Origin of the sequence: Arthrobacter sp. FW306-05-C (assembly GCF_021801725.1) — a bacterium.
Taxonomy (GTDB): Bacteria; Actinomycetota; Actinomycetes; order Actinomycetales; family Micrococcaceae; genus Arthrobacter.
This window is the reverse complement of the sequence record NZ_CP084556.1, coordinates 3746660-3759516: the sequence shown is the minus strand read 5'-3', so window position 1 is coordinate 3759516 and position 12857 is coordinate 3746660. Positions and strand designations below refer to the sequence as shown.

General features: G+C 64.8%; 14 protein-coding genes. 6 read left to right on the top strand and 8 right to left on the bottom strand.

Annotated elements, in window-relative coordinates; translation table 11 throughout:
- Positions 1–197: 197 nt before the first annotated feature.
- A complete protein-coding gene (locus LFT44_RS17455; RefSeq protein ID WP_236799673.1) occupies positions 198–962 on the bottom strand; it encodes a GAF and ANTAR domain-containing protein in 765 nt (254 codons plus the stop codon).
- Positions 959–1210, bottom strand: a complete 252-nt coding sequence (locus tag LFT44_RS17450; protein WP_236799672.1) for a hypothetical protein — start codon at positions 1208–1210, stop codon at positions 959–961. Before LFT44_RS17450 ends, LFT44_RS17455 begins: the two co-directional genes overlap by 4 nt.
- 381 nt (positions 1211–1591) lie before the next feature.
- On the opposite strand from LFT44_RS17450, the gene LFT44_RS17445 reads away from it, so the two are divergent.
- Complete coding sequence (locus LFT44_RS17445) at positions 1592–2326, top strand: GAF and ANTAR domain-containing protein (RefSeq protein ID WP_236799671.1); 735 nt, start codon at positions 1592–1594, stop codon at positions 2324–2326.
- 54 nt (positions 2327–2380) lie between these two features.
- On the opposite strand, the gene LFT44_RS17440 is transcribed toward LFT44_RS17445, so the two are convergent.
- Complete coding sequence (locus LFT44_RS17440) at positions 2381–3112, bottom strand: Type 1 glutamine amidotransferase-like domain-containing protein (protein ID WP_236799670.1); 732 nt, start codon at positions 3110–3112, stop codon at positions 2381–2383.
- Between the two features lie 104 nt (positions 3113–3216).
- Between LFT44_RS17440 and LFT44_RS17435 the strand changes: the two genes are divergently transcribed.
- The 3 genes from LFT44_RS17435 to LFT44_RS17425 all read left to right on the top strand — a co-directional run bounded on the left by LFT44_RS17435 (position 3217) and on the right by LFT44_RS17425 (position 4809).
- A complete protein-coding gene (locus tag LFT44_RS17435; protein WP_236799669.1) occupies positions 3217–3549 on the top strand; it encodes an ArsR/SmtB family transcription factor in 333 nt (110 codons plus the stop codon).
- Between the two features lie 12 nt (positions 3550–3561).
- Positions 3562–4059, top strand: a complete 498-nt coding sequence (locus tag LFT44_RS17430) for an SRPBCC family protein (RefSeq protein WP_236799668.1) — start codon at positions 3562–3564, stop codon at positions 4057–4059.
- 156 nt (positions 4060–4215) lie between these two features.
- Positions 4216–4809 carry a J-domain-containing protein gene (locus LFT44_RS17425; protein WP_236799667.1) on the top strand — a complete coding sequence of 198 codons (594 nt, stop codon included), beginning with the start codon at positions 4216–4218 and terminating at the stop codon, positions 4807–4809.
- Here LFT44_RS17425 and LFT44_RS17420 read toward each other — a convergent pair.
- Positions 4806–5399, bottom strand: coding sequence for a GNAT family N-acetyltransferase (locus LFT44_RS17420; protein WP_272910867.1), 594 nt, complete (start codon positions 5397–5399; stop codon positions 4806–4808). The genes LFT44_RS17425 and LFT44_RS17420 overlap by 4 nt on opposite strands.
- Positions 5400–5650: 251 nt before the next feature.
- Here LFT44_RS17420 and LFT44_RS17415 point away from each other — a divergent pair, with 251 nt between their 5' ends.
- Positions 5651–7075, top strand: coding sequence for an HNH endonuclease (locus tag LFT44_RS17415; RefSeq protein ID WP_236799665.1), 1425 nt, complete (start codon positions 5651–5653; stop codon positions 7073–7075).
- 31 nt (positions 7076–7106) lie between these two features.
- On the opposite strand, the gene LFT44_RS17410 is transcribed toward LFT44_RS17415, so the two are convergent.
- Positions 7107–9284, bottom strand: a complete 2178-nt coding sequence (locus LFT44_RS17410; protein WP_236799664.1) for a transglycosylase domain-containing protein — start codon at positions 9282–9284, stop codon at positions 7107–7109.
- Between the two features lie 178 nt (positions 9285–9462).
- Between LFT44_RS17410 and LFT44_RS17405 the strand changes: the two genes are divergently transcribed.
- Entirely contained in the window at positions 9463–10089 is a 627-nt protein-coding gene (locus LFT44_RS17405; protein ID WP_236799663.1) for a PadR family transcriptional regulator, read from the top strand.
- A 3-nt stretch (positions 10090–10092) separates the two neighbouring features.
- Here the strand turns inward: LFT44_RS17405 and LFT44_RS17400 are convergent, their stop codons facing one another.
- The 3 genes from LFT44_RS17400 to LFT44_RS17390 all read right to left on the bottom strand — a co-directional run bounded on the left by LFT44_RS17400 (position 10093) and on the right by LFT44_RS17390 (position 12857).
- Entirely contained in the window at positions 10093–11421 is a 1329-nt protein-coding gene (locus tag LFT44_RS17400; protein WP_236799662.1) for an ammonium transporter, read from the bottom strand.
- A 325-nt stretch (positions 11422–11746) separates the two neighbouring features.
- Complete coding sequence (locus LFT44_RS17395; protein ID WP_236799661.1) at positions 11747–12541, bottom strand: carbon-nitrogen hydrolase family protein; 795 nt, start codon at positions 12539–12541, stop codon at positions 11747–11749.
- An 82-nt stretch (positions 12542–12623) separates the two neighbouring features.
- Positions 12624–12857 (bottom strand): DUF2630 family protein, encoded by a 234-nt coding sequence (locus LFT44_RS17390; protein WP_236799660.1) that lies wholly within the window; start codon positions 12855–12857, stop codon positions 12624–12626.

The following is a 12857-nucleotide window of genomic DNA, read 5'->3' as shown; positions in this document are numbered from 1 at the left end:
CTGCCGGCGGTGGCCTGTCCGCGCTCGGAGGGTCGGTGGCCTGTGCTCACCGGTGGGCCTCGTTGCGTCACCAGGATGTCAAGGGCGGATGGTTCCCGCCCTGCCCATCCATAGTGCCCATGCCGAAAGGCGAGACTCAACCGGACGGCACAGTTATTGCGAGTGTTTCTCATCACGTGTGAGCCGCGCCACAGCTTCTATTCCTCGAAGTGGGTGGTGATGCGTTCTTCCCCCGAGATGGAAGCGATGACCATCGCGGCAACATCGCGGAGCTTGACGTTCCTGGTGCTCGAGGCCCTGGTCAGGATGTTGAAGGCCGTGTCCCGGTCGCATCGGTTCTCGGCCATGATGGCGCCCACTGCCATGTCGATCACGGTGCGGGACTGCATGGCCGCTGCAAGGTCATTCCTCGCATCACTGAGCTGGGTGATCCGCAAAATCAGCCGCAACGAACTCGCCGCCTGGCCGGCAAATGACTCCACAAGGGCGATGTCCTGCGATGAGAACCCGTTGCTGCGGCCTGAGTACAGATTGAGCACCGACTCGGCGTCCCCGGCCAAGTCCAGGGGAACGGCAAGGATGGAGTACACGCCGTGCTGCATCGCAGTCCGTACATAGGGACCCCAACGGGTTTCGGCGGCCAGGTCCGGCACAAGGAGCGTGGTCTTGTGCCGGAGCGCGGTGAGGCACGGCCCCTCGCCAAACCCGTTTTGCAGCTCATCGAGGGCCTTGGCTGCAGCATCACTGGAAGCTACTGCCTCCGGCTTCTTGCGCCGGAGGACGGTGACCCCGCTGTGGATGGTGTTGCCCGGGGCGGACAGCCGCGCCGAAGCCAGGATGGCCAGTTCCCCGAGGAAGCCCTTGATGCTGGGGTTTTCCAGGACCAGCCGCTGCAGCGAAACTTCCGGTTCAGCTGCGGCCAAGCCATCAGTTTCCCGGAAGGGACCCTCGTCGGCGCTCATTCGTCCTCATTTGCGCTTAATTCCGTCATGGCCGTGGTGATCAGTCCCACCTGGGCAGCCGGGAGGTGCAGCGCCTCATTGAGGTACGCATCCAGTGACATCTCGTCGGCATCTCCGCCGAGGCCGAAATAGTACGTCCACAGCTTGACCAGGGGGACCTCACCCTGGTGGAAACGCTGTGCCACTGCCCGGCGCTGTTCGTCTGCTTCCAGCAGGTTGTCCGGGCCGCCGGTCCAGTCGGCGTTCATGGCCGGCCTCCGTTTGCTGAAGCGGCCACTGGCACCACCTTTGGCGGGGCCTGGCGCAGCGGGGCGCCGCAGCGGATAAAGGAATCTTGGGGCAGAAGCTCCGGGAACCCCTCACGGGCTGCTGGTGGATGGTAGCTGGCCATAAGGCCTCAATCCCTGATTACGCCTGAAGGTTTAGGCCCCGGCTGGCGGCCGCCGCTCTTGGCGCGGACGGCCCGTACATTCAACCCCTGGACCTGCGCGCAATCCCGAAATCTCCTACCTTTGACACTACGCGCCCTGGCGGATTTCTGATACAGGAACTTATTCGCCTCCGGTTCACCTCCGGTTCGCCCGGCCGGAGCACGCCCGTGGCCGCTTGAACTCAAGTAAGCTGGGCGAATGTTGAGTTCATCGGACCACGAATCTGTACAGGTACTTCAAAGTATTCTGGTGGGCTCAGAGAACGGGGTCGAGTTCCTTTCGGGACTGTCCAGCCTTGCCGCTGCTGCGGTGTCTGAAGCTGCCGGGGACACGATTGAGTGCGCTGTCACGCTGAAAATGCGACGTAGGCCGGCAACCGCTGCCGGCAGCAGCGCGCGGGCTATCGAAATTGACCATGTCGAGCAGGAGTTGGGCGACGGCCCCTGCGTCCGGGCGCTCAGGGAGATGGCCCCGGTAATCATTGATGACGTGGACAGGGATCCGCGCTGGCAAACGCTGAACCAGAAGCTGGCTGAGTACAATGTGCACAGTACTTTGGGTGTGCCGCTGGAGATCACCGACGATGCCAGAGCTGCGCTGAACTTCTTCGCCACAAAACCGGGAGTGTTCACAGCTGACGTCTACGACAAAGCAGTTGGCTTCGCCGCTGCCGCCCACAACACCCTGAATCTTTCCGTTCGTATCAACAACGCGCAGAGCAGGGCGGACGACCTCGAAGCGGCAATGCAAAGCCGCACCGCCATCAACCTGGCCTGCGGGGTGATCATGGCGCAGAACCGGTGTTCACAGGAAGAAGCGATGGAGATCCTCACCAAGGTCTCCAGCAACCGCAACAGGAAGCTCCGGGATGTGGCCAGCGAGCTGATCGAGCAGTTGTCAGGAAGCAGCGCCAGGACGCACTTCGACGGATAACCCGGCTGCGCCGGGAATTAGCCCCGGGCCGTCGCCTTAACCGGGCCAGTCAGCTCAGTCGCCTTTCAGCACGGAGACCGAAGTGGCCGCGCCGCCGGTGCCCCGGATGTCCCAGCAGTTTCCGGCACCAATGACCCTGTAGTCGACGTCGCCCGCTGATTCCACCACCACTGCTGTGTTCTCGTCGATGGCCACTGCCCGCTCCGCCAGTCCGGCTGCCACGGCACCAAGTGCCCGGCTCAGCGTACCGGCCTGGGCGGCGTGGACATCCACTGTGAACGGGACCAGCCCCAGGCCCTTGCGGAGATCCACGGAATCCAGGCCTTCTGAACACTCCTCCCCGCAGACCTCTACCCCATTGATCCGGTATCCGCCGATCAGTGCCAGGCGCGGTGCCATCATCGCCCCGGCGGAAAAACCCAGGTAGGGCACACCGGCAGTGACGAGGTTGGAAATGGCGCTGGCCGCGGGGTGGAGCCATTCCCAGTAGCCGGGCGTCAGCCCGCCACCCACCACCACGCCGTCGACTCCATCAAATGTGGCCGGATCCGCAGGCTTGCCCGGCGCCAGCGGTACAACAACGATCCGGCAGTCGATCCGGCCCTGCAGGGGTTCCGCGTAAGCTGCCACGAGGTCCTGCAGGTTGACCCCCGTGCCATGCACGGCGACGGCGACATGGGCGGGCCGGCGCTGCCCGGCCTGCTGCCGGACTTCAGCTGCAAACGCGTCGAAGACGTCCGGAAAGGCATCCGGATCCGGGCCCGCTCCGGCGAGGAAGATGGTCATGCGGCCCAAGATACCGTGACCGGCTGGCGTCCTCCGGGCAGCGGGGCATGTCCACGCAGAAAACCCATTGACGCCAGTGAGCGGGCGGACTAATCTACAACCAAATGGTTGTAGATCAGCTCCGTGAGACCGAAGTGGATCGCCTCTTCCAGGCGTTCGCGGATTCCACCCGCCGGGACATTGTCCGCCGGGTCACCGTCGGCGAGTACTCCATCTCCGGCCTGGCAGCCCTCTACGCCATGAGTTTTGCCGCCGTACAGAAGCATGTGGCGGTATTGGAGCGCGCATCCCTGGTCACCAAGGAAAAGCGCGGAAGGGAGCAGATCGTGCGGGGCAATCATGAAGGACTGCAAAAGGCCCGGCGGCTGCTCGACGAATATGAACAGGTCTGGCGGCAGCGCGCCGCCAAGATGGCAGACATTCTCGCTGAAGGTTAGGACGGCATTGCCATGACAGTCATCAGTACGGAAAAAAATCCTGAGGCCCTGAGCCTTACCGTGGTCGCCGAGTTTGACGCCGGAGTCGAACGCGTCTGGCAGCTCTGGGAAGACCCCCGCCAGCTTGAGCGGTGGTGGGGGCCGCCCACCTATCCGGCAACCTTCTACCTGCATGATTTCGTGCCGGGCGGCAAGGCCAAGTACTACATGACAGGGCCTGAAGGGGATAAGGCGCACGGCTGGTGGGAGTTCACCAGCATTGAGTCACCGCGCAGGCTGCAGTTCGACGACGGGTTCGCGGACAATGACGGCAATCCCACCGGGGAATACGGCACTGCCCACGCCACGGTGACGCTGGAAACAGTGGGGGAGCGGACGCGCATGACCATCCTGTCCACTTTCGAATCCGAGGAACAGCTGGAGCAGATGGTGCAGATGGGTATGGAAGAAGGCATGAAGCAGGCAGTCGGACAGATTGACAGCATCCTCGCCGAGCACGCCAACGCCTGACTGCACAGCATCAACCAGGAACCTTTCCACGGCGCCAGGTGGAGCGGACGACGGCGGCACGTCCCGCCGTCGTCCGCTCGCCCTGGGCGTTGAACGTGCGAGCTGCCCGCTGAATACTGGAAGGTGGGGATTGAGCGAGGGAAGGCGGTGGCAGCGATGAGCGGCGGCGCACGGGATTTCCGGAAGCGGCTGGAGCGGGCGTCGGAGCTGCGTTCATACCGCGGCGCCGGCATCAGTGCCGAGGAAGAAGCAGCGCTGGATGCCCTCGACGCGCAGGAGCGGGAGAAGCGCCGGAAGGTCAGCGACGCGGCCCGCGCCGAATACCTGGTCCGGGACGCCATGGCGCAGGGCAAGTTCGACAACCTCAAGTACGCGGGCAAGCCGATTCCAGGCCTGGGCGAAAGCTATGACCCCGACTGGTGGGTCAAGGGATTGATCCAGCGCGAGAACATCAGCGGCCTGGGCCCGGCCGCCATCCTGCTCCGCACCGAGGACGCGGAACTGGATGCAAAGCTGGACGTCCAGTACACGGAGCAGCAGGTCCGGGACGTTCTGCAGGACTTCAACCGCCGGGTAATCGATGCCCGCCGCCAGCTGCAGGGCGGGCCGCCGGTGATCACCAAGACCCGCGACGTCGAGGAGGAAGTGCAGCGCTGGCGTGGCAGGCGGGCCGCGCGCGTTGAGGACGCTCCCGCCGAGCCCGAGCCCGAGCGGTCCTGGTGGAAGCGGCTCTGGAAGGGAACCGGCTAGGAGCCCGGGTTCATGCCCTCAAAAAGCTCGCATACGGCGTTGTAGTACTTGTCCGTCTGCCCCCGGTGGCTCAGCCCGATCCTGGTGCACACCCGCTGCGAGGCTGCATTCGCGGGGTTGGTGACCGCAACAACCCGTGGCAGGCCGCGCGCGAAGGCGTGGTCGAGGACCACCCGGGCGGCCTCGGTAGCGTAGCCCTTTCCCCAGTGGTCCGGGTGAAAATGCCATCCGATCTCCGTGTCGCCCGAGGGCTGGAGCGGCAATTCGCTACCCGACGCCGGAATGGACTTGAGGAGCAACGTTCCGGCGAGCTGGGGCTTTGCGGACCCGGGCTGGGAGGGCTCCGGTCGGGCGAGCCCGGGATGGGTCTTGAGCTCGACAGCCCAGATCCCGTGGATGGAGTGGTCAAGTGCGCGCCATTTCCCTATAAGTTCCACAGCCTCGCCCATGCCCACCATGACGCGGGGCTGGTTGCCAATGAAGCGCTGCACTTCCCAGCGCGAGTATAGGTCAAGCACGAATTCCGCGTCGCCCGTATGCCAGGGGCGCAGAATGAGCCGCTCAGTCTCCAGGATCGTCACGCCACCCATCGTGCCAGAGTAATCGGAACGGCTGACTTTGCGTTTTCCACATAGGGTTTTGGGTGGCTGTCGATGTCACACCCTGGTGGAAGACTTTGGTTATGGAGGCGGTTGTGGGGACGGCGGGAGTACTGGAGGCAGAGCCTCGGGGGCTGTTTGCTGCTGGTCTGCCGGAGTCATCACCTCCGTTGTCTGCAGCAGTATCTTCCGCTGCTGATGCGCGTCGGTTCCCGCCTGCTGTTCAACCCGCCGCCCCTTCCATGGGTGATGTCCTGAGCCTGCTGGCCAGCGTCCCGGTCCCTGCTGATGGTGCGGGCATGATTGACCAGCTGCGCGGGTTGGAAGACCTGAAGTGCCTGGCGGGTGCGCGGCAGGCCGAGGTTGCTGTGGCGTTTGATCGTCAGCAGCGCCGGGAGCAGGCTGCCGCCGGGGTACCGGCCGGTGAGCAGGGTGCCGGGGTGGCGGCGCGGATCGCGCTGGCCCGGCGGGAGTCCCCGGCGAAGGGTTCCCGGCTGCTGGGAATGGCCAAAACGCTCACCGGCATGCCGCACACCTCCGCTGCGTTTCAAAGTGGTTTGTTGAATGAGTGGCGGGCCACGCTGGTCGTAAAGGAAACCATTTGCCTCTCCCCCGAGGACCGGGCCGGGGTGGATGAGGAACTCGCCGCCGACACCGGCGCCCTGGATGGCATGGGCGACAAGGCCATCATCGCCGCCGTCCGCGCCGCTGCCTGCCGGCGGGATCCGGCCTCGGTCGCGAGGCGTGCTGCACACGCGGTCACGGAACGCAGCGTGAGCCTGCGCCCGGCCCCGGACACCATGACGTACCTGACCGCCCTGCTCCCCGTCTCACAGGGGGTAGCCGCCTACGCGGCACTGAACCGGGATGCCGACACGCTGCGTTCGGCCGGGGATGAGAGGTCGCGGGGACAGGTCATGGCAGACACCCTCGTCGAGAGGATCACCGGGATCCCGGGCGGGATCAGCGGCGTGGAGGTCCAGCTCGTCATGACAGACCGCACCCTCCTCCAAGCCGATGCCGAACCCGCACGGCTGCCCGGTTATGGCATCATCCCGGCGGCATGGGCAAGGGAACTCGCCCTCGCTGGTTCGTCAATGCGAATGCCGGTAACAGCCCCCGGCCCCGGCAACCTTGGTTCTCCGGCCACCCCTGAAGCCGCTGGCGAGGCCACCGTGGACGCGTCCGGCCGTCACAACCTGAATCTCTGGGTCCGCCGGCTCTACACCGCCCCCGGCAGCGGGGAACTGGTGGCGATGGACTCCAAAGCCCGGTTGTTCCCGGCGGGTTTGAAGCGTTTCCTCCAGGTCCGGGACGATACGTGCCGGACCCCGTACTGCGACGCCCCGATCAGGCACCACGACCACATCAGGCCTTGGCACAGCGGCGGCCCCACCACCACCGGCAACGGCCAGGGGCTCTGCGAAGCCTGCAACCACGCCAAAGAAACACGCGGCTGGACCACCAAACCAGTCCCCGGCCCCCGCCACACCGTGGCAACCTCCACTCCAACAGGCCACACCTACCACTCCACCGCACCGCCACTCCCCGGAACCCCGCCCAGCGCAACCTGTGGTCCACCGGGCACGACCGCCGTCGTGCCTTCCAGATCAACGGCAGCTGACTGCGCCCCTCCAAAGCGGTGGCCAGTGCCTCGCCGACAGTGAGGAACGGCAGCACTGAGGGGCGCGTCCCAACCTATGGCTTGTAATTCGGGTTCGGACCGATCATCGAAGGGGAAGGTGGTGCGAACGGGCCTGCCGGATAGAGCGGTGCCACCTTGAGCATGTAGTTGGCCCACTGCGGGCCCGCAATCATGTAGCCGTCCAGGCGCGGGTAGAAGGTGCCGTTGATGGTCACGTTCTGGCCTGCACGTTTCTGTCCTTCCAGTGCATCGCCGAAGAAGGAAGCGGTCACCAGGCCGGTGGTGTATCCCACCACCCACGTGGACCCGTTGTTGTTGGAGGTACCGGTCTTGGCAGCGGTGGGAAGCTTGTCCTGCACTTTGGGGTTGATCCAGACGCCTGAGCCCTTCTTCAAAACGTCCTGCAGAACAGAGTTGACCCCGCGGGCCACATCCGGTTTGACGGCGTCGTGGCAATCCGGGGCTTGGGCAGGCAGTTTGGCACCAGCGGCATCCTTAATCTCAACCAGTGCCATGGTGGCGCAGAACCGGCCGTCCGTGGCGAAGGTGGCAAAGGCGTTGGCCAGGGTCAGGGGAGCGACGCCTGTGCCGCCGAGCAGATTGCCCAGCTGGTGCATGTTGACGGGGGAACTATCCAGGCCGCTGTGCAGGCCAACCGCATCCACCATCTTCTGGATGCCGCAGAAATCCAGCTGGGAAGCTGAGGCGAAGGTGGCGGTGTTGATCGAGTTGTAGAGGCCGTAGTTCACGGGCATGGGCCGGTAAAACCCGTCTTCGGCATTTTGCAGGTCATCGGCCGCGCCAAGGGCCGGGTTCGCCTGGGCCGTGCTGTAGGCCCCAAGCACCTTTCCGCAGCTGTCCCTCCAAGGGAACCCAAGTGGATAAACCCGGCGTGAAGCGTCCACTTCGGCCGTGAGCGTCTTGCCCTCGTTCAGCCACTCGGCGAACGTGAAGGGCTTCATGGTGGATCCCGGCTGGAACCCCCCGGCACCATTCAGGTCGTTCCCCTGCGCGTCCCGGGCATCCACATTGAAGTTGAGGTTGGTATCGAACTTGCCGGGCTGGGGAAGGAACACCGTGTTTTGGGCCATGGCCAGGATCTTGCCGCTGCCGGGTTGGATGCTCACCAGCGACGCTGCCCAGTGGTCCGGGTTAGCCCCCGCGGTCCCGTCCACCTGGGCCTGGGCGGCAGCCTGGAGCCGGCTGTCCAGGGTAGTGACGATGGTCAGGCCGCCCCGGAAGAGCCGCCGCTCACGTTCAGCTTCCGTTGGGCCATAAGCGGGATTGTTCAGGATCAGGTGGGAGATGTAGTCGCAGAAGTACGGGGCCATGGTGGCATTGGCACAGCCCTGCTGTTGGGGGCTGATCTTCAGCTGGATGGGCGTGGCCACGGCTTCATCGTGCTGGGTCCGGGAGATCTTCCCCAGCCGCAGCATCTCGTCCAGGACCTGGTTCCGCCGCACGATCGACTTGGCCGGGTTGGTGGCCGGGTTGTAGAGGGTGGGGCTGTTGACCACCCCGGCCAGCAGGGCTGCCTGGGGGAGGGTGAGGTCCTTCGCAGTGGTGCTGAAGAGGCGGCGGGCTGCGGCTTCGATGCCGTACGCGTTGTTGCTGAAGAACACGATGTTGAGGTAGCCCTCAAGGATCTGGTCCTTGGAGTATTTCTTTTCCAAGGTGATGGCAAGCTTCATTTCCCGCAGCTTGTCGCCGAGGTTCTTTTGCCCGTTCAGGACCACCGCGTCCGGCCGGTCCTGGGAGAGTTGCGCCTCATTAAGGACATTGGTCACGTACTGCTGGGTGATGGTGGATGCGCCCTGCTCGCCGCCTCTGGTCAGGTTGGAAACCAGCGCCCGCAGTATCCCCTGCGGATCCACGCCGGCGTGCTCATAGAACCGGCTGTCCTCGATCGCGATGATGCCGTCCTTGATGAAGGGTGACATCTGGTCCAGCGGCACCTGCACCCGGTTTTCGGCGTAGAACGTGGCAATTTGCTGCCCGTCGGCAGTCAGGACCTTCGTGGCCTGCGACGGCGGCTGCACTGTGAGGTCCGACGGCAGCTTTTCGAAGAAGTCTATGGAGGAACTGACCCCCATCCCCGCGGCGGCGACGGCAGGGACCACCAGACTTGCCACCAGGACGCCGCACATAACACTTGCGGCCAGGAACCCCAGGATCCTACCCATTGTGGCGTTCAAACCGCGCCTGCGCCTAGGCTTCCGCTGCTTCGCCATTCCCCTGCCCTCGCCCTCGAAGGTGGGACCAGAATACGCTCCTGCACGAGGCGGAAACAGGTGCGGAAAGGTCAGGATTTGGTCACGTCAAAGCGTTGACGGGCGATAGTTACCGATATATCTTTTAACTATCGCTGACGCCAAAGCGACTACCTATCAATGAAAGGACGATGCCACCATGAACGGCATATTTGACGACAAAAATCCCGGCCCTGGATTCGGCCGGGGCCGCTTCGAGCGGGGAAGGGGCCATAAAGGTCCGCACGGGCACAGGGGTCCGGGGTTCGGGCCGGGATTTGGTCCCGGTTTCGGGCCGGGCTTTGGTCCGGGTTTTGGCCCTGGGTTCGGCCCCGGTTTCGGACGGGGCGGCCAGCGGGCCAACCGGGGTGATGTCCGCGCCGCGATCCTCTCGCTGCTGGCAGACGCCCCCTCGAATGGTTACGGACTGATCAAGACCATCGCCGCAAAGACCGGCGGCATGTGGCGGCCCAGCCCCGGATCCATCTACCCCACCCTGCAGCAACTGGTGGACGAAGGCTTGATCGCGGCCCTCAGTGAAGGCCGCGGGACCGAGTTTTCCCTCACCGATGCCGGCAAGGCCTACGTGGCGGAGCACGCAGAGGAAATGGAAAACGCCTGGAACGCTGAACCGGACAGTGCGGACCGGGACTTCCACCAGAGCATTGGCAAGCTGATGGGTGCCATCCACCAGTTCCGCAGTGGAGTGTCAGAGGAACAGCGGGCTGCCGCCATCGAGAAGATGGATGAAACGCGGCGCGCGCTCTACAAGATCCTTGCGGACTAGCTGCTACGCGAAGGAATCTTCCTTGGCGAGCCGTTCCACGGGGACGGCGGCAGGAGCAGTTCCGTGGTGGTGGCTCAGCATGTGGCCCAGGCTGCTGAAGCCGGAACCCATCTCGCCGAAGGCGTAGGCGGTCTCGGCGTGCTCGGACAGGTCCACGCCGGCGGCTTCGGCCTCGTGGCTGACGCGGAAGCCCACGGTCTTGTTGATGATCCGGGCAATGACCGCGGTGCCGATGCCGGACAGGAGCAGGGTGATCACGACGGCGGCTGTCTGGGCGATGAGCTGCTGGACGCCGCCGCCGTAGAAGAGTCCACCGCCCAGGCCGTCCACGGGGAGGGCGATGAAGCCGAGTGACAGGGTGCCGATCAGGCCGGCGCCGAGGTGGACGCCCACCACGTCCAGCGAGTCGTCCAGGCCGAAGCGGTATTTGAGGTCCACGAACACGCAGCACGCGGCTCCCGCCACCAGGCCCAGGCCGATTGCCGCCACCGGGCTGATGTTGGCACAGGAAGGTGTGATGGCCACCAGGCCGGCGACAACGCCGGAGGCGGCGCCAAGCGACGTGGGGTGCCCGTGGCGCATCTTCTCGGTGACCAGCCAGCTCAGCATGGCTGCCGAAGGGGCCACCAGCGTGTTGATCCAGATGAGGCCGGCCTGCTCAGCGCTGGTTGCCGCACCGCCGTTGAAGCCGAACCAGCCAAACCAGAGAATGGCCGCGCCCAGCATGATGAAGGGGATGTTGTGGGGGCGGTGGTTCGGGTCCTTGGCGAAGCCGTGGCGCTGTCCCACGATGACGGCGAGTACCAGGGCTGCCGTTCCTGAGCTGATTTCGACGACGGCGCCGCCGGCGAAGTCGATGACCTGGCCGAAGATCCGGGTGACCGCCCCGCCTGCACTCATTAGTCCGCCGCCCCAGATCATGTAGGCAAGCGGGCAGTAGATCACCGTGATCCACACCGGCACAAACAGTGCCCAGGCGCTGAACTTGGCCCGGTCGGCGATGGCGCCGCTGATCAGGGCCACGGTAATGATGGCGAACGTGGCGCTGTAGCCGGCCTTGAGCAGGTCAGGGGAGCCCATCAGGTTCTGCAGCCCGAAGCTGGTGAAGGGGTTGCCGAACAGCCCAAGGATCCCGTTGCCGGTGGTCATCGAGTAACCCCAGAGGACCCAGACAACGCCAACGATCCCTGCCGAGATGAAGCTCATCATGATCATGTTGAGCGCAGCCTTGGCGCGGGTCATGCCGCCGTAGAAGAGGCCAAGCCCGGGGGTCATCAGCAGTACCATTGCGGCTGAAATCATCAGCCAGACGTGTTGGGCAGTGATTTCCACCGGTGGGTCCCTTCGCAACGTGATCTTGGTGCGGGACCCGATTGGGCCCCGGAGCATTTCCCCCGGGATCCATTTTTGGTGCAGCGTGTTTCAGCTGATGCCCTTTAAAGTTGCGCCCACGTTACACAAATCCCGTGGGCGTGAAGATCACGTGTCGGCAATGTTTCCGGAATGTAAACGGCCTGGTCTCTGCGTTCGGGCGCGAAAGGCGAACACGGCCTCAGTTCCCCGAAACGACGGGGCGCACGGGCCTCTTGAGGTGAGGACCGCCGTCGTACGCTCTTTTGCCTTCTGTTTCGGGGCCGTGAACGGCACCTCACCCGGATCAGAACTTGCGTGCGTTGGCCAGGACCGGCAGCTTGGCGCGAACGTCGTCCACTGTTGAGGGATCGATATCGACGACGGCGAGTTCGGGCTTCCCGCCCAAGGCCACCACGGCCTTGCCCAGGGGAGTGACCACCGCGCTGTGCCCGATGCCGGTGGGCGCTGCTCCGGCCGGACCCGCGCCGATGGCTTCGGGGTCGCCCTGGCCGCACGCAACCACGAAGGTGGTGCTGTCCAGCGCACGGGCGCGCACCAGCAGGTCCCACTGTTCAGCCTTGCCCGGACCCGCGCCCCAGGAAGCGCACACAATATTCACCTGGGCGCCTGCATTGGCGTTGGCCGTGAACAGGCCGGGAAAGCGGACGTCGTAGCACGTGGCCAGGCCGAAGACCGTCCCGTCCAGCTCGAAGGTCACCGGCGCTTCCCCCGCATCAACTGTCTTTGACTCGGTGAAGCCGAAGGCGTCGAAAAGGTGGACCTTGTCGTAGGAGGCCTCCACCCCGGGACCGGTGACCAGCAGCGTGTTGCGGACGCGGCCGTCCTGGCCCGGGGTGAACATGCCGGCCACGACCGTGATCTCCAGCTCCCGCGCCATCCTGCGGACCTCGCTGGCCCACGGCCCGTCGAGGGGCTCGGCGATGCCTTTCAGGGAGTGGCCGAAGGCACGCATGGTCGCCTCCGGGAAGACCACCAATTGCGCACCCGCGTTCTTTGCCTGGGCGGCGTAGTCCCACACCAGTTCAAGGTTGGCGGCGGTGTCTGCGCCGCTGATGATCTGCGCTACTGCGATACGCATGGAAAGGCTCAATCTGTTGGTGACGGAAACAGGTGTCCGGGCCAAGCGGCCCGGACACCCAGGTTGACTCAGTGCGGCGGACTTACTGCCGGTAACCCTCAACCTCGCTGATGGGGCGGGCCTCGGCGTCGTCCGGGTTCTCGCCGGACTCCTTCTTGGCGCGGCGCTGGCGCAGCAGGTCCCAGCACTGGTCCAGGCTCTCTTCCACGTGCTTTAGCCGTGCCGGGTCCGGCTGGCCGCCTTCTGAACCTTCCCGCAGCGAGTGCTCCTCCTCCACCAGGGCCTGGATGTGCGTCAAAATATCCTGATCATTCAT

Coding starts and splice junctions, on each gene's coding strand:
- LFT44_RS17435 (WP_236799669.1), top strand. CDS start 3,217: ATGGTTGTAGATCAGCTCCGTGAGACCGAAGTGGATCGCCTCTTCCAG.
- LFT44_RS17455 (WP_236799673.1), bottom strand. CDS start 962: ATGAGCGCCGACGAGGGTCCCTTCCGGGAAACTGATGGCTTGGCCGCA.
- LFT44_RS17430 (WP_236799668.1), top strand. CDS start 3,562: ATGACAGTCATCAGTACGGAAAAAAATCCTGAGGCCCTGAGCCTTACC.
- LFT44_RS17420 (WP_272910867.1), bottom strand. CDS start 5,399: ATGGGTGGCGTGACGATCCTGGAGACTGAGCGGCTCATTCTGCGCCCC.
- LFT44_RS17410 (WP_236799664.1), bottom strand. CDS start 9,284: ATGGCGAAGCAGCGGAAGCCTAGGCGCAGGCGCGGTTTGAACGCCACA.
- LFT44_RS17445 (WP_236799671.1), top strand. CDS start 1,592: ATGTTGAGTTCATCGGACCACGAATCTGTACAGGTACTTCAAAGTATT.
- LFT44_RS17395 (WP_236799661.1), bottom strand. CDS start 12,541: ATGCGTATCGCAGTAGCGCAGATCATCAGCGGCGCAGACACCGCCGCC.
- LFT44_RS17440 (WP_236799670.1), bottom strand. CDS start 3,112: ATGACCATCTTCCTCGCCGGAGCGGGCCCGGATCCGGATGCCTTTCCG.
- LFT44_RS17450 (WP_236799672.1), bottom strand. CDS start 1,210: ATGAACGCCGACTGGACCGGCGGCCCGGACAACCTGCTGGAAGCAGAC.
- LFT44_RS17415 (WP_236799665.1), top strand. CDS start 5,651: ATGGGTGATGTCCTGAGCCTGCTGGCCAGCGTCCCGGTCCCTGCTGAT.
- LFT44_RS17405 (WP_236799663.1), top strand. CDS start 9,463: ATGAACGGCATATTTGACGACAAAAATCCCGGCCCTGGATTCGGCCGG.
- LFT44_RS17425 (WP_236799667.1), top strand. CDS start 4,216: ATGAGCGGCGGCGCACGGGATTTCCGGAAGCGGCTGGAGCGGGCGTCG.
- LFT44_RS17390 (WP_236799660.1), bottom strand. CDS start 12,857: ATGAATGATCAGGATATTTTGACGCACATCCAGGCCCTGGTGGAGGAG.